Source organism: Sinomicrobium soli (assembly GCF_003285545.1).
Classification (GTDB): Bacteria; Bacteroidota; Bacteroidia; order Flavobacteriales; family Flavobacteriaceae; genus Sinomicrobium.
In genome coordinates, this window is the sequence record NZ_QLNV01000010.1 from 1 (window position 1) to 20,642 (window position 20,642).

At 47.0% G+C, this 20,642-nt stretch carries 19 protein-coding genes; 13 read left to right on the top strand and 6 right to left on the bottom strand.

Features of this window, described 5'->3' with window-relative positions; translation table 11 throughout:
- Window positions 1-341 precede the first annotated feature (341 nt).
- Window positions 342-1,031: a DUF4294 domain-containing protein gene (locus DN748_RS13325; RefSeq protein ID WP_112372328.1), complete on the bottom strand. Its 690-nt coding sequence runs from the start codon at window positions 1,029-1,031 to the stop codon at window positions 342-344.
- A gap of 246 nt (window positions 1,032-1,277) precedes the next feature.
- Between DN748_RS13325 and DN748_RS13330 the strand changes: the two genes are divergently transcribed.
- The 5 genes from DN748_RS13330 to DN748_RS13350 all read left to right on the top strand — a co-directional run bounded on the left by DN748_RS13330 (window position 1,278) and on the right by DN748_RS13350 (window position 8,686).
- Window positions 1,278-2,369, top strand: a complete 1,092-nt coding sequence (locus DN748_RS13330; protein ID WP_112372329.1) for a M42 family metallopeptidase — start codon at window positions 1,278-1,280, stop codon at window positions 2,367-2,369.
- Window positions 2,370-2,936 carry an NUDIX hydrolase gene (locus tag DN748_RS13335; RefSeq protein ID WP_112372330.1) on the top strand — a complete coding sequence of 189 codons (567 nt, stop codon included), beginning with the start codon at window positions 2,370-2,372 and terminating at the stop codon, window positions 2,934-2,936. It begins immediately after the preceding gene.
- Window positions 2,937-2,954: 18 nt separating this feature from the next.
- Window positions 2,955-4,880 carry a DUF294 nucleotidyltransferase-like domain-containing protein gene (locus DN748_RS13340; RefSeq protein ID WP_112372331.1) on the top strand — a complete coding sequence of 642 codons (1,926 nt, stop codon included), beginning with the start codon at window positions 2,955-2,957 and terminating at the stop codon, window positions 4,878-4,880.
- Between the two features lie 252 nt (window positions 4,881-5,132).
- Window positions 5,133-6,710 carry a SulP family inorganic anion transporter gene (locus tag DN748_RS13345; RefSeq protein ID WP_112372422.1) on the top strand — a complete coding sequence of 526 codons (1,578 nt, stop codon included), beginning with the start codon at window positions 5,133-5,135 and terminating at the stop codon, window positions 6,708-6,710.
- Window positions 6,711-6,946: 236 nt separating this feature from the next.
- Window positions 6,947-8,686, top strand: a complete 1,740-nt coding sequence (locus tag DN748_RS13350; RefSeq protein WP_112372332.1) for a M14 family metallopeptidase — start codon at window positions 6,947-6,949, stop codon at window positions 8,684-8,686.
- 26 nt (window positions 8,687-8,712) lie between these two features.
- On the opposite strand, the gene DN748_RS13355 is transcribed toward DN748_RS13350, so the two are convergent.
- The 3 genes from DN748_RS13355 to DN748_RS13365 form a co-directional block, all read right to left on the bottom strand.
- Window positions 8,713-10,548: an ABC transporter ATP-binding protein gene (locus DN748_RS13355; RefSeq protein ID WP_112372333.1), complete on the bottom strand. Its 1,836-nt coding sequence runs from the start codon at window positions 10,546-10,548 to the stop codon at window positions 8,713-8,715.
- Window positions 10,549-10,628: 80 nt separating this feature from the next.
- Window positions 10,629-10,925, bottom strand: coding sequence for a hypothetical protein (locus tag DN748_RS13360; RefSeq protein WP_112372334.1), 297 nt, complete (start codon window positions 10,923-10,925; stop codon window positions 10,629-10,631).
- A gap of 235 nt (window positions 10,926-11,160) precedes the next feature.
- Window positions 11,161-11,712 (bottom strand): NUDIX hydrolase, encoded by a 552-nt coding sequence (locus DN748_RS13365; protein ID WP_317047428.1) that lies wholly within the window; start codon window positions 11,710-11,712, stop codon window positions 11,161-11,163.
- A 44-nt stretch (window positions 11,713-11,756) separates the two neighbouring features.
- On the opposite strand from DN748_RS13365, the gene pyrE reads away from it, so the two are divergent.
- On the top strand, window positions 11,757-12,407 hold the full coding sequence (gene pyrE, locus DN748_RS13370; RefSeq protein ID WP_112372336.1) for an orotate phosphoribosyltransferase: 651 nt from the start codon (window positions 11,757-11,759) through the stop codon (window positions 12,405-12,407).
- Between the two features lie 47 nt (window positions 12,408-12,454).
- Window positions 12,455-12,847 carry an SRPBCC family protein gene (locus tag DN748_RS13375; RefSeq protein ID WP_112372337.1) on the top strand — a complete coding sequence of 131 codons (393 nt, stop codon included), beginning with the start codon at window positions 12,455-12,457 and terminating at the stop codon, window positions 12,845-12,847.
- Between the two features lie 79 nt (window positions 12,848-12,926).
- On the opposite strand, the gene DN748_RS13380 is transcribed toward DN748_RS13375, so the two are convergent.
- Complete coding sequence (locus tag DN748_RS13380; RefSeq protein ID WP_112372338.1) at window positions 12,927-13,661, bottom strand: biotin--[acetyl-CoA-carboxylase] ligase; 735 nt, start codon at window positions 13,659-13,661, stop codon at window positions 12,927-12,929.
- 182 nt (window positions 13,662-13,843) lie between these two features.
- Between DN748_RS13380 and rsfS the strand changes: the two genes are divergently transcribed.
- From rsfS to DN748_RS13410, 6 genes are all read left to right on the top strand, one after another.
- Window positions 13,844-14,215, top strand: coding sequence for a ribosome silencing factor (rsfS, locus tag DN748_RS13385; RefSeq protein WP_112372339.1), 372 nt, complete (start codon window positions 13,844-13,846; stop codon window positions 14,213-14,215).
- A 22-nt stretch (window positions 14,216-14,237) separates the two neighbouring features.
- Window positions 14,238-16,196, top strand: a complete 1,959-nt coding sequence (gene ftsH, locus DN748_RS13390) for an ATP-dependent zinc metalloprotease FtsH (protein ID WP_112372340.1) — start codon at window positions 14,238-14,240, stop codon at window positions 16,194-16,196.
- A gap of 194 nt (window positions 16,197-16,390) precedes the next feature.
- Window positions 16,391-16,999, top strand: a complete 609-nt coding sequence (locus DN748_RS13395) for an LUD domain-containing protein (RefSeq protein WP_112372341.1) — start codon at window positions 16,391-16,393, stop codon at window positions 16,997-16,999.
- A 1-nt stretch (window position 17,000) separates the two neighbouring features.
- Window positions 17,001-17,813, top strand: a complete 813-nt coding sequence (locus DN748_RS13400) for a phosphatidate cytidylyltransferase (RefSeq protein ID WP_112372342.1) — start codon at window positions 17,001-17,003, stop codon at window positions 17,811-17,813.
- Entirely contained in the window at window positions 17,803-18,453 is a 651-nt protein-coding gene (locus DN748_RS13405) for a phosphatidylserine decarboxylase family protein (RefSeq protein ID WP_112372343.1), read from the top strand. Before DN748_RS13400 ends, DN748_RS13405 begins: the two co-directional genes overlap by 11 nt.
- Window positions 18,454-18,496: 43 nt before the next feature.
- Window positions 18,497-18,760, top strand: a complete 264-nt coding sequence (locus DN748_RS13410; RefSeq protein WP_112372423.1) for an acyl-CoA-binding protein — start codon at window positions 18,497-18,499, stop codon at window positions 18,758-18,760.
- 358 nt (window positions 18,761-19,118) lie between these two features.
- Here the strand turns inward: DN748_RS13410 and DN748_RS13415 are convergent, their stop codons facing one another.
- A complete protein-coding gene (locus tag DN748_RS13415; RefSeq protein WP_112372424.1) occupies window positions 19,119-20,405 on the bottom strand; it encodes an OmpA family protein in 1,287 nt (428 codons plus the stop codon).
- Window positions 20,406-20,642 lie beyond the last annotated feature (237 nt).

Genomic DNA, 20,642 nt, shown 5'->3' on the forward strand with positions numbered 1-20,642 from the left:
TAACTCGTAAGCGGCTGCAAAACTAATACCTTTTTTATTCCTGGCAAATATTTATTCAACTTTTTTTCGGTCGCCGGTTCTATACTATCTCCACTCCATAAACCAAATCACCGTTCTATCCAAACCAACCCTCAAATATATGCCTCTACAAAGAACTTTCGCTTATCTCCAGCTATCCATACTCCCTCTCAAAGCGGGTGCAAATATAGGATTTGTTTTTTGTTTTCTGCAAGTAAAAAATGATGATTTTTTAAGCTTCCCGATTAACGCATTACTCCTCAATATATTAAGCTAAAAAATAAAAGGACAACCAAGATAAAACTTTTTTCCGAAACCTGCAATTATTTCTCTTTATCCTTTTCATTTTTCCACTGATTTGTCAGGTTCATGTAGTCAAAACCGAGAGCTGAACGCTGTTTTTCCAGCAAACCGTCGGCAAAAGCCCGCTGTAAAATATCCTCTATCAGGTAGTCTTCATGTACAGATTCCGGATGGTATTCTTCTTTGAGGGATATCTTGAACATTCTCGCCGTATTGTTATACCAGAAAGCCCTCCATCCGTTCCGCAGTTCCTTGACGAGTCCGAAAGCTGTTTCTCCCGTCTGCCTGTGGATCAGTTTTACCAGGATCTGTCCTTCGGTACGGGTAAGCTTTTTCAGTTCATCGGTAAATTCTTCCTCTATATATTTCTGTACCCTCTTCGTATACCACCTGCGTCTGGAATTACTTTCTATCAAGTCCAGCCTCCTGTTTAATTCGGTCAGCCGCTCCGAAGCCAGTTTTGCATAAGGATATACCCTCAGCGTCTTGCGCCTTAACCAGTAATAACGCGCCCGCTCTTCCCTGGAATCAAATTTCAACCGGTTAAAGACCATTACCTCATCCAGGTCTATCGCTTCGCGGACCACCGTATCCCCTTCCAGGAGCACATACTCCTTCTGCACGGTATCCGATGCCACCTCTTTTTCCTGCGACATCACACCCATTCCCCATAAGAGACCTATTGCCGTGTATACAAAACTCTTAAGCATTCTGATCAAAGCCTACTTTTCCCAATTTACGAAGGAGTAAATTTACAAACATTCTTACTGCGATCAACAGCCACGATATATTTAACACTTCGCGGCAGGAGATAATGTGATAATGTGCCAATGTGATAATTCGAAAACCAACCAAACTACGAACTAACAACTAAGAACTACGAACTAAAACCCTACTTCATGTTAATTCCCCTAATATTATTACTTTCGTACGGAAAACATAATTAAAAAGGAATTATGGCTAAAAAAGCACAGATCATAAACAAGAAGTCCCTTAATTTTCTGGAAAAATACCTGAACAATCCCGCCCCTACCGGGTACGAATGGGAAGGACAGAAACTCTGGATGGATTACATCAAACCGTATGTGGACACCTTTATTACGGACACTTACGGCACTGCCGTAGGCGTCATCAACCCCAACGCTCCCTATAAAGTGGTTATCGAAGGGCATTCCGATGAAATTTCGTGGTATGTAAACTATATTACCGACAACGGATTGCTATACGTTATACGCAACGGGGGAAGCGACCACCAGATCGCTCCTTCCAAATGGGTAGATATTCACACCAAAAACGGTATCGTAAAGGGTGTTTTCGGCTGGCCGGCAATCCATACCAGGAATTCCGGAAAGGAAGAGGCGCCTAAACTCGACAACATCTTTATAGACATCGGTGCCAAAAACAAGGAAGAGGTAGAAAAACTCGGGGTACATGTGGGGTGTGTGATCACCTATCCCGATACCTTCCGGGTACTGAACAAGGATAAATTTGTCTGCAGGGCCATAGACAACCGGGTAGGCGGTTTTATGATCGCAGAAGTGGCCAGGCTACTGCACGAAAACAAGGACAAACTCCCCTTCGGCCTCTATATTACCAATTCAGTCCAGGAAGAAATAGGCCTGAGAGGTGCCGAAATGATCACCCAGACCATCAAACCCGATGTAGCCATAGTCACTGATGTATGCCACGACACCACCACTCCCATGATAGACAAAAAGACCCAGGGAGAGACCAAAATAGGTGATGGCCCGGTAATATCTTATGCGCCGGCTGTTCAGAACAAGCTGAGGGAACTGATCATAGATACGGCAGAGGACAAAAAGATCCCCTTCCAGCGAATGGCTTCCTCCCGGTTTACGGGAACAGACACGGATGCCTTTGCTTATAGTAACGGAGGAGTAGCTTCGGCACTGATCTCATTACCGCTCCGCTATATGCATACTACGGTTGAAATGGTACACCGCGATGATGTGGAAAATGTCATCAGGCTGATATACGAGACCTTGCTGAAGATTACCCCGGAAACCAGCTTCAGTTATTTTGATTAAATGGACGAATATGTAGACATACTGGATCGGCAGGGCCGTTACACGGGAAAAGTCCTTTTGAAGTCGGAAGCACATGCAAAAGGACTTTTCCATCCTACGATTCACGTCTGGCTATACACTCCTGACGGAAAAATACTCCTGCAAAAAAGAGCGAAGACCAAACTCACCTTTCCGGGGCACTGGGATGTTTCCGTGGCCGGACATATGGGTGCAGGGGAACGTCCGGAGGAAACTGCGGTAAGGGAAACGGAAGAAGAACTCGGCATTCGCATTTCGGCTGCCCGCTTACACAAAGCAGGGGTGTTCAGTTCGGTTAAAAAGCACAGCCCGGAACTTATCGACTGTGAGTTCCATCACGTCTTTGCCTGCCTGCTCACTTCCCGTACCGAAGACCTCCGCCTTCAGGAAACGGAGGTGGAAGAGGTAAGGCTGTTCGGGATAGACGATGTCCTCCGTCACCTCCGGTCCCCTTCTTCTTCCGGGCGCTTTGTCATTCAGCCCGACCCTTATTACAAAGAAGTGTTTTCTTTTTTAACACGGCTCATCGATCAAAAGGCATCATCATAACACCACGACCGGCACCTCATGAAAAACACCATAGCGCTCCGTATTGCAGACTTCTTAAAACATCAGCCGCCATTTGACCTGCTCGACGGGGACCAGTTGCTCGAAGCTTCCTCTCATGTCAATGTCATTTACCTGGACAAAAACAAGGTCATTTTTGATGAAGGCGATCCCGGCCACCTGCAGTTTTACGTGGTACACAAAGGGGCCGTGGCCCTCCAGAAACGCAGAAACGGGGATTTTGCCACCATAGACAATTGTGATGAAGGTGATATTTTCGGGCTGAGACCTCTTATCGCAAGGGAAAACTATGTCATTAAGGCCGTAACCCGGGAAGAAAGTATTCTTTACGGTATCCCGATACATATATTTCGTCCGCTCGCGGAACAAAACAGGAAAGTAGGGCTTTTTCTTATCGAGAGCTTTGCTTCCAATACGGAGGCCCCTTTCTCTGAAGAATATCATAAAAAACTGTACTCGGAAGACCTTCCTGACATACAGCTGAATACGCTCACGGACCTCTCAGACCTGCAACCGGTAAACTATGTCAAGAACGTCGTTACCTGCCCGCCCGATTCCCCCACAAAAGAGGTGGCCCTGATCATGCGTGAAAAAAATATCGGTTCCATCGTTATTACAGACCATGAGATCCCCGTAGGTATTGTCACCGACCGCGACCTGAAAAACAAAGTGGTCACGGGCGATTTTTCCATCAATGCACCCATCAGTGAGGTCATGACCTCTCCGGTGGTCTGTTACCCTAAAAACATTACCCTGGCACAGGCACAGATGGCCATGATGAAACACAAGATCGGGCACCTGTGCATCACCAAAGACGGGACCCCGAAGTCAAGGATCACAGGCCTGGTATCGGATCACGATATCACACTGAGCCAGGGAAACAATCCTTCTGTCCTGATGAAGGCCATTAAAAGGGCCTCCAAGACCAAACACCTGAAACGCATTCATGAGAAAATGATGATCCTCCTCAAAGGCTATATGAAGCAAAATATTCCGCTTACGCATATCGCAAGGATTATTACCGAACTCAACGATGCCACCATTAAACGCTGTATCGAATTATCCCTCCGCAAAACGGAACATCCCGAACCCGTATCATTTGCATGGATGTCACTGGGCAGCCAGGGAAGAAAAGAACAATTGCTCCACACCGACCAGGACAATGCCATTGTATTCGAAGATGTCCCGGCAGACAACCTGGAGGTGGTCCGCGAATACTTTGTGGCCCTTGCAAAAAAGGTCAACAAACGCCTGAACACCATAGGTTATGAATACTGTCCGGCCGATATGATGGCGGGCAACCCGAGGTGGTGCATGTCGCTTTCCGAATGGAAAAACCAGTTCAGCAACTGGATCGCAGAACCGGGAGAGGATGAAATACTGCTGTGTTCCATTTTTTTTGATTTCGACATTAGCTATGGCAACAGCAAACTTACCGATACCCTGGGGAACCATATTTTCGAACAGACGGGGCAAAACAGCTATTTCCTGGCCATGATGGCCCGGAATGTACTGTACAATCCGTCACCTCTTGGTTTTTTCAGACAGTTCCTGGTAGAGCAAAACGGGGAATACAAAGACTTCTTCGATCTCAAGAAAAGGGCGCTCACCCCGATTACCGATGCGGCACGCCTTCTTATCCTGGCGCACCAGGTAAGACATATAAACAATACCGCAGAACGTTTTGAAAAGCTGGCGGAACTGGAACCGGAGAACAAAGACCTCTACCTGTCGTGTTCCTACGCTGCAAAGGCCCTGTTGAAATTCAGGACCAGGCACGGACTCATGCACAACGATTCCGGGAGGTATATAGAATTATCGGCCCTGACCAAAGAAGAAAAAATGAAATTAAAAAGATGCTTTAAAACCATCAGGGAGATCCAGGAACTCATTAAAATACGCTATAAGATCACGGCATTCATGTAACCGGCCATTAAAGACAAGTTCATTTTATCCTTCCGTAAATTTGCAGCTTTAATTAAAAAAACTACTTTTGCCCCCTTCTTATGAAACACGGGGCAACTACATATTTCAAGACCATCACTCCGCCCTGAGGCGGGGAAATACTGCTGTCGCAAGCCTTTGCCTGTAACAGGGCAAAGCTTCCTTACACGTACATTTTTACATTTTTATCAACTTTATCAACCGTTTTATACCGTAATCATACTGTCTATTGCCATGAAAAAAGTATTTAATTTATTCGATCTCTCCCAAAAAGTAAACTACAGGACCGAGGTTTTATCCGGGCTCACGGTAGCCCTGGCCCTTGTTCCCGAAGCCATCGCCTTTGCCATGATAGCCGGTTTCTCACCCCTTACCGGCCTCTATGCCGCTTTTACCATGGGGCTCATTACCGCTGTTCTCGGAGGACGCCCGGGCATGATATCAGGAGCTACCGGGGCTGTTGCCGTCGTTTTTGTAGGGCTGATCATAACACTGAGGGAAGCACACCCCGGAATAGGCCCGGAGGAAATACTGCAGTATGTATTTGCCACGGTAATACTCGCCGGCCTTATCCAGATCATTACCGGCGTGCTCCGGTTAGGCAAATTCATCAGGCTGGTGCCCCAACCCGTAATGTTCGGGTTTGTCAACGGGCTGGCCATTATTATCTTTACGGCACAGTTTCCCCACTTTTACCAGAAAGAAAGCGACCAGTTACTACAGGGCACCGCCATGATGGTCATGCTGGGGTTTGTAGCGCTCACCATGCTTATTATCTGGGGGCTTCCCAAACTCACCAGGGCCATACCTTCTTCCCTGGCAGCCATACTCCTGGTATCTGCCATTGTCATCGGCTTTAATATAGAAACCACTACCGTAGCCGACACCCTGAAAGAAGGAGAAACGATCAGGGGAGGGTTTCCCCCGCTTACCATTCCCGCCATTCCCTTTAACTGGGAAATCTTTATGCTTATCCTTCCGTATTCTGCCATCGTAGCAGGCGTGGGCATGATTGAGAGCCTGCTCAGCCTCAACATCATTGATGAAATTACGGAAACCAGGGGGCGAAGCAACAAGGAATGTATTGCCCAGGGAACGGCAAATATTGTTTCCGGATTCTTTTCAGGAATGGGAGGATGTGCCATGCTGGGACAAAGCCTTATCAATATATCATCGGGAGCGAGGGCCCGTTTATCCGGAATCGTGGCATCGGTGGGACTGCTTTGCTTTATCATGTTCGGTTCGGCACTCATTGAAAAACTCCCCATGGCTGCACTTGTAGGGGTCATGTTTATGGTAGCCATAGGTACTTTCGAATGGGCCAGTTTAAAAACCTTCCGCAAAATGCCGGCATCCGATGTTATTGTCATGGTACTGGTTACCCTGATCACAGCCTTTACGCACAACCTTGCGGTTGCCGTACTCATCGGGGTCATACTTTCTGCCCTGGCTTATGCCTGGGAAAACGCCAAAAGGATAAGGGCACGGAAACACATAGACGATAACGGGATAAAACACTACGAAATATACGGCCCGCTCTTCTTTGGTTCCGTACAGGGGTTTGCCGATAAGTTTGACGCCTTGAACGACCCCGATGAAATTATCATTGACTTTGCCGAAAGCCGGGTTGCCGACATGTCTGCCATAGAAGCCCTGAACAGCGTTACCCAACGCTATGCAAAAAGGGGAAAAACCGTACACCTCAGGCACCTGAGCAAAGATTGCCGCAGATTGCTCCGGAATGCAGAAGCCATTGTAGATGTCAACATCATGGAAGATCCGAGTTACAAGGTGATGACCGACAAAATATGATCTGCCTTTAAGAAAAAAGGCATTAACGGAAGGCAACGGCGCTGATTATCCTGCTGCCTTGCCGGTATTCTAAAAAAAACACGTCGTATTCCGGCATTATTTCGACCTGTACGGCAATTCCGGGAATTTATCCTTTGCCAAATTTACTATATTCGTAATCATTTCCCCGGCAGGTTATCAGGAAGTTCCGCATATCACGGCCGGGCGGGTTATGTTATCAACGAAATAGTTTATTCATGAAACGATCCCTGATTTACATCGTGTTACTTATGACGGCCTGTCATACTGCCAACCATGAAAAGGAGCAGGAATTCCTGACCTTGTTCGAAACATCCGAAGGCAAGGAGACTCCCGAATATGAAGAGGTAATAGCCTATTATATGAAACTGGCCGGGGCATTTCCGGATATTGCCATACAAACCATGGGGACCACCGACAGCGGTTACCCGCTGCACATGGTCACCTATAACCCGGAACGCAATTTCAATCTCAACCGGGTAAGAGAAAACAAGCGCATCATACTCATCCTCAACGGTATTCATCCCGGAGAAAGTGACGGAATAGATGCCACGATGATGCTGTTAAGAGATTATGCCACAGGCAAACTCACTCCCCCGGAAAATACGGTTATCACAGCCATCCCTGTCTATAATATCGGAGGGGCGCTCAACAGGAACAGCCACACGCGGGCCAACCAGAACGGACCCCGGGAATACGGTTTTCGCGGCAATGCACAGAACTATGACCTCAACAGGGACTTTATAAAATCCGACACCCGGAATACCAGGGCTTTTGCCGGAATATTCCACCTGGTAAAACCCGATGTCTTTATCGATAATCACGTAAGTAACGGCGCTGATTACCAATACACACTGACCCATCTTTTTACACAGCACAACAAGCTGGGAGGTGAACTCGGAAAATACCTGCACCAGGAAATGATGCCGCAACTGGAACAGGCTCTCGCCGATAAGGACTGGCATATCACCCCTTATGTAAATGTATTCAACCGGGTTCCGGAAACAGGTTTTTCACAATTTGTGGACCACCCCAGGTATTCTACAGGATATACCACCCTCTGGAACACCCTGGGCATGATGGTGGAGACCCATATGCTCAAACCCTACCCTAAAAGGGTGGAGGGCACCTATCAGTTGCTCCGGGAAATGGTGAATATTACCGAAAAGGACCATCGTAAAATAAAAAAGCTGAGACAGGAGGCTTTTGAACACTATGCTGCCGCAGACACATATCCCGTACAGTGGACCATCGACTCGACAAAAGTGTCTGCCCTGCAGTTCCGGGGGTATGAGGCAGACACGGTCATCAGCAGGGTTACCGGGCTTCCCAGGCTGAAATACGACCGGAACAGGCCGTTTGTAAAACCGGTTTCCTATAACGACTATTTCAAACCCGCCCGGGAAGTCACCGTTCCGGAAGCTTATGTTATTCCCGGACCGTGGTGGCGCATCGTTGAACTGCTGCAGGCAAACAGGGTGGAACTCCGGCCCCTGCTCCGGGATACACTGATGGAAGTACAAAGCTACAGGATCGAAAGCTTCAGGACACAAACCTCGGCCTACGAAGGGCATTATCCGCATTACAATACCGAAGTGAGTTCCCGGACCGTGAAAAGACAGTTTTACAAGGGCGATTATATTGCAAGGACCGATCAGCCTGCGCTGCGGTATCTCCTGGAGACCCTGGAACCCGAGGCTACCGACTCGTTTTTCAACTGGAACTTCTTTGATGCCATCCTGCAGCAAAAAGAGCACTTTTCTCCCTATGTATTTGAGGACATTGCCCTTGAACTGCTCGACAATTCACCGGAACTGAAGGCAGAGTTTGAGGCATTAAAGGCCGGCGACCCTGATTTTTCCGGCGACTGGTACAAACAGCTGGAATGGATATACCGGCAATCTCCCTATTACGAAATGGCACATATGCAATATCCTGTTTACCGTCTGCTGCATTAATCCCGGTTTTTCCGGCCTCCATCGGTTTACTGGTATCCGACAGCCTGAAGGGTAAAGAGTTCTGCATATAACTCCCTGTTTTCCATCAAGGCTTCGTGAGTGCCCTGTTCCAGTATTCTGCCGTCTTTCAGTACTACAATGGTATCTGCCAGTCGTACGGTACTGAAGCGATGTGATATGATGATGGCTGTTTTTCCCCGGGTAAGTCCCATAAATCTTTGAAACGCCTCATATTCAGCCCTGGCATCCAATGCCGAGGTAGGTTCATCCAGGATGGCTATGGCCGCATCTTTCATATAGGCCCGTGCCAGGGCTATTTTCTGCCACTGCCCCCCGGAAAGGTCCATTCCATTGGTAAACCTCCTGCCCAGTTTCTGGTCGTATCCCCCCGGAAGCGAAGCGATAACCTTATCGGCAAGGCTTTGCCGGGCGGCCTTCACGATACTACGGTCATCACCCACCTTATTTATATCTCCTACCGCTATATTCTCCCCGGCGGAAAAATTATATTTTACAAAATCCTGAAAAATAACCCCGAAGAGCGCCTGATATTCCTCTTTCGGAAATTCGCGTATATCAGTCCCGTCAAGCAATATTTTCCCCTTTTCAGGTTCGTAAAACCGCAGCGCGAGTTTTATCAGTGTCGTCTTGCCTGCCCCGTTCTCCCCGACAAAGGCGAGCTTTTCTCCCGCAGGAATTAAAAAACTCACCCCTTTCAGCACGTATTCCTCCTGCCCGGGGTACCGGAACCACACCCCGGAAAATTCCAGTCCGCGCCGTATTTCGCCCGGTACCGGAACAACAGTCTCCGGTTCTTCTGCCCCTGTTTCCAGATCGAGAAAATCAAAATAGTCTTTCAGGTAAAGTGCACTTTCGGTAATCTGGCTGAACCGGAAAAAAATACCCTGTAACTGGCTTCTGAGACGGTTAAAAGACCCGGAGAGAAAGGTCAGGTCACCCACGGTAAGGACTCCTGCCACCACCCGCATGACAATAAGTACAAAGGCCCCGTAATACGACAGTACTCCGAGTATGTTAAACGCCGCACCCCACAGGCTTTTTCGCACTGCCAGTTTCCTGGTCACCTTATAATACGCATCGGAAAGCGTTTTAAAGCGTTCTGCAATATACCCGGCAAGGCCGAACAGCTTCACTTCCTTTGCCGTAACATCACTGGCACCTACATAGCGCAGGTCGTCCAGTTCCCTGCGCTCGGTAGTCCAGCCCCGGGCCAGGGAATAACTCTTCTGACTGAATTTTATCTCATTGAGAAATGCGGGGATAACGGAAAAAACAAGCAGTACAATAAGCCAGGGCTCAAAAACGACCAGGGCGCTCACGAGCGAGACAACAGTTATACTATCCTGTAATTGCGACATGATCCCGGACATCAGCGAGACCCTCCCCACGGTTTGACGGCGTGCCCGGTCGAGCTTATCGTAAAAATCGGGGTCTTCCAGCTGGCTGAGCTCTATTTCCGCCGTCTTGTTTATGATCTCGACAGAAGACTTGTTGGAGTACATATCCCCTATAAGGGTATCCGTAAGATTGGTAACCCTGCTGATAAGGTCGGAAAGCACAGCCAGGCCGAGCTCCAGGGCAATAAGCCCCCAGAGCAGTGAAAAATCCTTTTCCGGGGCATCGATCTGGAGCACCACTTCATCCAGGATCAGTTTTCCCACCCACAAAAGGGCTACCGGCGTTGCGGCATTGAGAATGCGCGAAATGATATTGACATAAAAAAGCGAGGGAGACACTTGCCTGATCTTTCCGAAAAATCTCGGAAGATACTGAAGTGCTCCCATACGTTCTTTCCATCCCGGTTCCTGATGGTCCGGACCTGTAATTGACCTTCTGGGCATAATTTCGTCATGTTTAGCCCCACAAAATTATGGTTTTTAAACATATCTGCCTCCCAGGCAGGTCTGCCATGCGGTAAACTCTAATTACCTTTCTTCCAGGGTTTCCTGTTTTTGAACCTTGGACCGGTGAGGTCCTTGTGCTTTCTCGTGGTCACTGCCTGGCTGTTACCGGTAGTATCCTTCTTCCATATCCTGGCATTTTTGGCCCGGGGGCCGGTAACCACCTCTTCATCTGTTTTGTGGTGCACCACTACAGCCTCCCGCTCTTTTTCCCAGATTTTCTGATTTTTTACTTTAGGCCCGGTCGACGCGCTCTGCTGGCCATACATACCGGTAGCGCATAAGAAGCCCAGGGCCAATACGGTCATTTTTCTCATAAATGTCTGTTTTTTGTGTGTCCTGCAAAAATACGAACCGAAAAATGATTTTCTCTTAAAAAAAAGCAAAAACCGAACGGCAATATCCGGTTTTAATAACGGGATCATTCAGGTACAAAAGAGTTTCAACAGCATCACTGAAGAGCCGGAGATTTAACTGCGTTGAGCCCTTCGGGTTCTCCTGCGTCGGAATGACACTACGAACTACCAAACTAACGGTTACCGGCACTTTTACTCAGTTGGCGAAAAGCGTTCTTATATTTGCATAGGAGTTTCCGAGAACCAGGGGAATTTCCGATACTTTCTTCCACTCCACCTTTTCAATCCCTTCCTCACACTGCGGACGGAACTTTCCCGTAAAGGTACTGCTCATACTGAACCAATAGGTTTCCTTAAGCCTGTATTCCCCATTCCGCCTGAAGATGTGATAGGTCTTGTTCAGCAAAGGGCCCAGTTTCAGTTTCCTGATCCCCGTTTCCTCCTCTACTTCACGTATGGCAGCCTCTTCCACAGATTCCTTCTTTTCCAGTTTACCCTTGGGCAGATCCCATTTGCCATTGCGAAAGATAAACAGTACTTCTCCGGCCGGATTGCTCACCAGTCCTCCCGCAGCTACCACTACCGGGATCTTCCGGCAGAATTTCTCAAAAAGCTGTCCGGCATCCGGATGATACAGGTGAGCGGCAGGGATCTCACCCTTGTTCAACTGCCTGATCACCTCTTCCAGGTCGACACTCTCCAGTAAAAAGAGTTTATGTTTTAACTCTTTCGTAATTATATTTGTCAAAACAATTGGATGGTCATTTACAAAAACTTCATACATTTGTCATCATGGTTTTAGACAAAAATACCGCTAAAAAAACAGCAGAACTTTTATTGCAAATTAATGCAATAAAATTGAATCCTAAAAATCCTTTTACCTGGGCTTCGGGCTGGAAATCACCCATTTATTGCGACAACAGAATAGCACTGTCCTATCCGCCCATCCGAAACTTCATCAGGGAGCAGATGGCCCGGCAGATCGAGCAGCATTACGGCAGGCCTGACGTGATTGCCGGCGTGGCCACAGGAGCCATAGGAATAGGTGTCCTGGTTGCCGAATACCTGGGGCTTCCTTTTGTATATGTAAGACCGGAACCCAAAAAACACGGCAGGCAGAACCAGATAGAAGGTTTTATGGAGTACGGGCAGAATGTCGTCGTCGTAGAAGACCTTATAAGCACGGGGAAAAGCAGTTTGAAGGCGGTAGAGGCACTGAAAGCCAACGGCGCCAGGATCAAGGGCATGACGGCTATTTTTTCCTATGGTTTTGACGTAGCGGACAAGAATTTCCGGGAAGAGCAGGTAACGCTTCACACCCTGAGCAGTTACGACTACCTGCTGGAACAGGCCCTGGATACCAACTATATCGGGAAAGACGAACTCGACACCTTAAAGCAATGGAGAAATGATCCCGCCGGATGGCCTCCCGAAAGTGCATAAACACGAACCGGAAGGAAGATCACAGAAAACATTAATCATCATTACAAATGCAGATCACAAGCCCGACAACAACTGTTGACAAATCACAGGAAGAACTGTTTCACCTTTTGAGTGATGTCAGGAACTTCGAGACACTCATGCCCGAAAATACCAGTATGTTTGAGATAAAATCGGATGACACCTTTACCTTTGCGTTAAAAGGGATGCCGCAGATTACCCTTACCATGAAGGAAAAACGGGAATTCGACCGTATTGTCATGGGGGCGGCAGACAGCAAGCTCTCCTTCAGCCTTACGGCACATATCGGCCAGGCAGGAGCACAGCAAAGTGAGGTCCAGCTGGTTTTCGAAGGAGAATTCAACGCCATGATGGGCATGATGATCAAAGGCCCCATCACCAGTTTTATAGGCACCCTGAGCAACAATATGCAAAAACTCTGACGGAGAAAAAGGCCGGGAGTTCAGAACCCGACAATCAAAAACGGTCTGAATTTTATTTCCGATCCGGCACTTTACGGCCTTAATACATCAGTTTTACTTCTTTAAGGTCACATTCCCTCATCATCCGGTCTTCCAGTTCTATGAGCAGTTTTCCCGTTTCGGAAATCCCCTTTATAAATCCCATAAAGACGCTGCCGCTTGCATTGTCGGAAAATGTGGAAGGCTTGTCTTTCCTGAAAAGGTTTTGCTCGTACTCCTTCTTGAGCAATTCGAACTCCCGCCCGACAATCATCCCCTCATAGTGTTTCAGTTCCGATATGATCCTGTTGAGCAGTTCATCGAGATTATAATGCACCCCGGTTATCGACTTCAGGGAACCTGCAGAAGACAATCCTCCGAAGCCGGTCTGGTTTACATTAAGCCCGATCCCCACTATGGCTGCATTCAGCCTGTCACCCTTGATCACACTCTCGATCAATACCCCGCATATCTTATGGTGTGCTGACAAAATGTCGTTCGGCCACTTAATCTTCAGCTGCGGAATGCCGAACCTCTTCAGGGTCTGCAATACGGCCAGGGAAACCGCCATACTCAAAAAGAATATCTCTTCCTTACGGACACAATCTATCTTTTTATAGACACTACATGTCAGGTTTTTACCGGGCTCCGAAGTCCATAGGGTACCCATCTGCCCCCGCCCCCTTGTCTGCTCCCGGGCAACCACTACGGTATAATCTTCCGGATCGCCGGAGGTACTTAACTCCCTTAAATAGGAATTCGTAGAATCAATGGCATTAAGTTTGATAATATGCATACAGAATATAAATGTTCTGTTAAATAGAATAGTTAAAGAAACAAAAAAGTAATAACTTTGCGTAAAATGTACATGACAGGCCCTGATCGCAAACAAATGTACTGTAAAATCAAGGGCAAATCCGGAGCTGCTTCGGGTAAAAGGGAGCAGACCAGGACGCAAATTTAAACACATGAAAATTAATGGCAAAAAAGAATAATAGTGCAGACCAACTTATTGCAATAATTCTAAAGGGAATAGAAGATGTCAAGGGAAAAGATATAGATATCCTGGATTTGCGTGATATCGAAAACACGGTCTGTGACTATTTTATTATCTGCAACGGTACTTCCAACACTCATGTTAACGCTATCGTAAACTCCATTCAGAAAATTGTCAGCAAGGAACTCAAAGACAAACCATGGCATGTAGAGGGTACTGACAATGCCGAATGGGTGTTGATGGATTACATCAATATCGTTGTGCACGTGTTCCAGAAACACATAAGAGAGTATTATGACATTGAAGGACTTTGGGGTGATGCCAAAGTAACTTCCATACCAACCGATTATTAAAATACAGACAAAGCATATTTGAATGACAAAAGAGAACCCGAATAATAATAATAAAAGGCCGAAATTCAGTTCGTACTGGGTTTATGCCATTATATTGTTTATCATCATAGGTGTCAACTTTTTCTCCGGAAGCGGAAGTTTCGGGGGTAATATAAAATCCACCTCACCGTCCCAGTTACAGGAGTTTATAAAAAATGGTGACGTAGACAAGATCCTGGTCTACTCCAATACGAGGCACGCCAGGGTATTCCTTACGGAAGAGGCTTTGAAAAAGGAAGAACACAAGGATGTCACCGACAACTCGATCCTGCCGTCTTCTTCATCGCCCCCTCAATACGATGTGAAATTCGGAGATCTCAAAAACTTCGAGGACGACATCAAGAAAAACATAGAAGACAACAACCTGGCCGAGCAGACCAAAGTACTCTTTGAGCAGGAAGGAAGCCCGTGGAGCGATATTCTTATCTCCCTGCTTCCCTTTATCCTGATCATCGGTATATGGATCTTCCTGATGCGCAGAATGGCCGGTGGGGGCGCCGGGGGTGCAGGAGGCCAGATCTTTAATATAGGAAAATCAAAAGCGAGACTGTTCGACGAAAAGGCGGAGACCAAGGTAACCTTCAAAGACGTTGCCGGCCTGGAAGGGGCCAAGGAGGAAGTTCAGGAGATCGTGGAATTCCTGAAAAACCCGGACAAATACACCTCTCTCGGGGGAAAGATACCCAAAGGGGCCCTGCTTGTGGGCTCTCCGGGTACGGGAAAAACCCTCCTGGCCAAAGCAGTGGCCGGGGAAGCCAGGGTTCCCTTTTTCTCTCTCTCGGGTTCTGACTTCGTAGAGATGTTTGTAGGAGTGGGTGCCTCGAGGGTACGGGACCTTTTCAAACAGGCCAAAGACAAATCACCGGCCATTATCTTTATCGATGAAATAGACGCTATCGGAAGGGCTCGCGGGAAAAACAATTTTACAGGCTCCAACGACGAAAGGGAAAATACCCTGAACCAGTTGCTGACGGAGATGGACGGTTTCGGCACCAATACCAATGTTATCGTACTGGCGGCCACCAACCGGGCCGATGTGCTCGATAAGGCTCTGATGCGGGCAGGGCGTTTCGACCGACAGATCTTTGTAGACCTCCCGGACCTGCGCGAACGGAAAGAAATTTTCCAGGTACATCTCAGGCCTATCAAAACTTCCGAAGCACTGGATCTCGATTTCCTGGCCAGGCAAACTCCCGGGTTTTCCGGGGCAGATATAGCCAATGTGTGTAATGAAGCTGCCCTCATAGCTGCCCGGAAAGGCAAAAAGGCTGTAGATAAACAGGATTTTCTCGATGCCGTAGACCGCATTATCGGAGGACTGGAAAAGAAGAACAAGATCATTACCCCGGATGAGAAGAAAACAATCGCCTATCACGAAGCTGGGCACGCCACGGTAAGCTGGATGCTGGAACACGCAGCTCCCCTGGTCAAGGTCACTATAGTTCCGAGGGGGCAGTCTCTCGGGGCGGCATGGTACCTTCCCGAAGAACGCCTGATCGTTCATACCGAACAGATGCTGGACGAGATGTGCGCCGCCCTGGGTGGAAGAGCCGCTGAAAAAGTCATGTTCGGAAAGATCTCTACCGGTGCACTCAGCGACCTTGAGAAAGTGACCAAACAGGCCAGGGCCATGGTTACCATATACGGACTGAATGAAAAAATAGGAAATCTCACCTATTACGATTCCAGCGGACAAAACGAATACGGGTTTACCAAACCGTACAGTGAAGAAACCGCCATCGTGATAGACAAGGAGATATCCAATATTGTCGAAGCCCAGTATGCCCGTGCCATAGACCTCCTTTCAAAAAACAAGGACAAGCTTATAGAACTCGCCGAACACCTTTTGGAAAAAGAAGTTATTTTCAAGGACGACCTCGAACGGATTTTCGGCAAAAGGCCTTTTGAAAAAGAAACCGAAGAAGAGGTGGCGGGACAATAATCCGCCACCTCTTTCCCCTTTTCGCCTCCTTATCTGTCCAAACCACCGAAAATAAACGGTTAAGCGGCTTTCTCCGCAATAATATTTTTTTAACTTTACAGTGCAGGTCGCCGGGTTACCGGGTTTTCAGGTACCGACCGGACAATAAATGAATAGCATAATAATAATATCTACTTTTTTCCGTTGAATACTGAATGAAGCTGTTTAAAAAGATTTTGGACTATATAAACAAACCCCGGCCCGGGGAAGATCCCATTGAGGAAAGGGGAAAGTTTATGCCTGATGTCGAGCTTCCTGTCGATGAAAAGTTTACCATAAACTTCAAAAAGAACGGAGGGAAGTTCATCTACTGCGATTCCATAGATGAGATCTACGATAGTTTTAACAGTATTTTACTGGAAAACAACTGGAAAGGAGAACATATTTTTTGTGTCAATTCCAAACTCAGACAGCGGTTCGAAACACTGGGAGGCCGGTTTTCCGCAAAGCTGCAGGACAGTGTGGCCTTTATAAGCACCTGTGAAAACCTCGTAGCCGATAACGGGGCTATCCTGGTCAGTTCCAATCAGATCGGCGAACTCAAACTCCACGACCTTCCGGACAACCTCATTATCTTTGCCACTACAAGCCAGCTTGTCAATACCATAGGTGAAGGGCTCCGGGGCATAAAAAACAAAAACAAGGACCACATTCCTACCAATATCACTACCATAAAACATTTCAACACCCAGGGAGAAAAGAACTTTCTGACTTACGGAAGTAATTCAAAAAACCTATATTTGCTACTTCTCGAAGATTTGTAGAATGAAAGACCTTTTCGCCCGTTCCATTACAGGCATCCTCTATGTTTTCCTGCTGTTATCTGCTGTCTTTTTAAGCAGTCACGCCTTCAATTTCCTCTTTTTATCATTCGGGCTGGTCTGTCTTTATGAATTCAAAAAGCTCATCAAGCTCAGGCATTATTATATCTTTATCGCTTTTCTGTTTCTCTGGTGGCTATTCGTTCACCTGGTTCAGCAGCAACTGGCGGTCTACGTCCTGCTTGCAGCCGCCATAATAACAAACCTGCTGCTTACCGCAGCCCTGTTTTCCGGCAACCAGCTGAAAAAGCTCTCCCAGCTTCACAAATTCTTCCTCGCCCTACTGTATATCGGGGCGGGATGTGTTTTTCTGACGATGATCCCTTATCAAAACAAGGATAATTTTTTTGCCAAGTTTGTTATAATAGGTATTTTTATACTGGTTTGGACCAATGACACCTTTGCCTACCTGGTAGGAAGGACCATAGGCCGTACCAAACTGTTTCCGAGTATTTCGCCGAACAAAACCGTCGAAGGTTTTCTCGGGGGGCTCGTTTTCTCGGTACTGGGAGCCTATATCATTGCAAATTACAACAGTAACATGAACACCTTTCAATGGATCATAACAGCACTGATTGTCGTTATTACGGGCAGTATCGGAGACCTGGTAGAATCCAAATTCAAGAGAATTGCCGGCGTTAAGGACAGCGGAGCCATACTTCCTGGCCACGGGGGGTTGCTGGACAGGCTGGACAGCCTTATCTTTATGGCGCCTTTTGTATATCTGACCATTCAAATCTTTAATCATGTTTCATAAAGAAGGACACCGGATCATCCTCGCTGCTTTTTTTCTTACGGTACTTGTAGTATTGGGAGCAGAGCACCTCATTCCCGTCAAATGGCTTGGGATCTTATTGCAGACAGCTGCAATTATCACATTTGTACTCATCCTCCAGTTTTTCAGGAACCCGAAGCGGAAAACCCTTCTCAATGAACAGCATATCATAGCCCCGGTAGACGGAAAGGTCGTAGTTATAGAAGAGGTGATGGAAAAGGAATATTTTAACGAAAAGCGGCTTCAGGTATCCATTTTCATGTCTCCCGTGAATGTACATGTTACCCGTTATGCCCTGGGCGGCGAAGTAGTATACAGCAAATATCACCCCGGGAAATATCTCGTGGCATGGCACCCCAAATCATCCGAAGATAACGAACGTACTTCCGTGGTCGTTAAAAATCCCGTGTGGGGAGAGGTCATGTACAAACAGATTGCCGGCGCACTGGCCAGACGTATTGTAAACTATGCAAAACCCGGTGACATTGCCGTACAGGGATCGGATGCCGGCTTTATCAAATTCGGATCCAGGGTGGATCTTCTGTTACCCCCGGATGCCAGCATAAAAGTCCGGCTCAACCAGCATGTCAAAGGAGGAATAGACATCATAGCCGAGAAATAAACACCCCACTCTATATTTTTCTACAATGATGAACACCAAGGAAATGAATGACGACACTCTGGACAAGGCTTTTGAAGATGCCGTTGAGCGCGTCAATAATTACACCGCCCCCTTACCTGCAGATTTTTTGTTGCGCCTTTATGCCTATTATAAAATAGCCAACAAAAATTACGACAACCCCGGAAGCAGGAAGCCCCTTATCAATGCCTTTAAGGCCAATGCCCTTTTCCAGGCCAGGAATGTTTCGGAAAGGGAAGCAAAGGAAAAATATATCGACCTGGTCATGGCCCATTTCAAAAACCTGTAGAGGCGCAAAATCCTGCGTCTCCACATTCCATACATTCATACATCTCTATACCTCCTATCTCAGCAACCACCTCCCCACCATCCCCGCTAATTTGTATCCCATGCATCCCCACCCCGATATTATTCTATATTCCACACTTCCCGATATGCCAATATACCACCTCTACCATATTATTGAAAGGCTACATATAAAATGTAATCCGGCATGAGGTGAGATTCATATACCATTTTATAATCACATCACCCACACATCCCGATACCCACAAAAAAAGGCCTCCGGAAAATTCCGGAGGCCTTTAATTATTTGTTTTCGTAAAGACGCAAGATTTTGCGTCTTTACAACATCGATCATCGATCGATTATTTCAATTTGAAAGTTACTCGTCTTACGATCTGACGGGCGTTTGCAGAGCTCTTATCAACACTGCTGTCTATTCCCATACCTTCGTAAGAAAGTCTTGACTCATCCACACCTGAAGCTACGAGGATATCGTAAACTGCTTTCGCCCTTCTTTCAGAGAGTGAAGTATTGTACTGTCCGTCTCCACCGATCTCATCAGCATACCCGAGAAGTTCTGCCTGAGCTGAAGGGTTCTCGTTCATGTATCTTACCAGATAGTTGATCGCATCGAAAGAATACACTGCAGGTTTGCTGCTTCCGAAACCGAAGTAAACATTAACATATCCGTCGCTCAACAGCTTCTTAACAGGATCTCCTCCTTTATCAAGGCCATCCAGGCTTTCTTTGGAAGCATATCTCATGTCAAGCGCTCCTTCGAGATCGTCCGGTACACCGTTTTCGTTCAGGTCGTTGGCTTTACCATATCGGTCAACAGAAACTCCTGTAGGCGTATTCGGCTCCTGATCCAGGTAATCCGGCACACCGTCACGATCGGTATCCTGAAGCATTCCTTCGATATCATCTACACGCATGGTCAGGTTATCGATGGCTTCGTTCTCCCTGAGATACCAGTCAGCATGCTGCTTGGCTTTTCCGAGGTAGAAAGTAAGACCCAGTGACCCGGTCATCATCATCCCGTTAAAACCACGTGTTGATGTTTTGTTTGTCCCGTCAAAGGTGTAATCCTGAAGCGCGTGTCCTATACCACTAACATCAGCGGTAAGGGCTACGTGATCTCCCAGCCTGATCTGCCCGGTAAGACCTGCGATTACGTTGGCCATGGCATCGTTATCATCAGATATGGGTCCCTGGTCAGGGCTCAGTGAAGAATATCCCACACCGGCATGCCCCAAGAGGTTAAAAGTCTTGGTCCATGTTTCCCAGTTCATGATCCTTCCCAGGTTGGCCACCCCCTGCAAGCTGACCCTGTAATACTTGCTTTCGAAGTCCATGGAATTCTCATCGCTTTCGAACTTGTCGTACCCGAAATCCAGTTTCAAACCGAATTTTTCGTTAAACATGTAACGGGCTCCGAGGTCGAGGTGAAGAAAGTCAGGCGTGTTGGTAAAGTATCCACCCGCAATCGGACGAAGGGGCTTGTTGACACCTCCGTTCACCTCAATAGACCACTTGTTAAAGTCGGCCTGCGGGGCTTCAGCAGGAGCTTCAGCAGTATTCATCTCCTGCGCAGTAATGCCAGTAGCAAATAACCCTACAAACAGTGATGTGTACATTAACTTTTTCATAATCATAATCAAGTGTTTAGTAATAAATTTCTTAAATGATTGTTTCCTAAAATATACAAATGCTAATGCGAATGTAATACAGTTTTCTCTAAATTTAATAACTTTTTTAATCTTTTTTTGGCATATTGCCCCCTAAATATAGGGGTTTTTCCTAAGAAAAACAAAATAAAAAACTAATAATCAGCATATTAATCACCACGCCACGACTATACCGGCCTTATGCGGAAAACTCATATA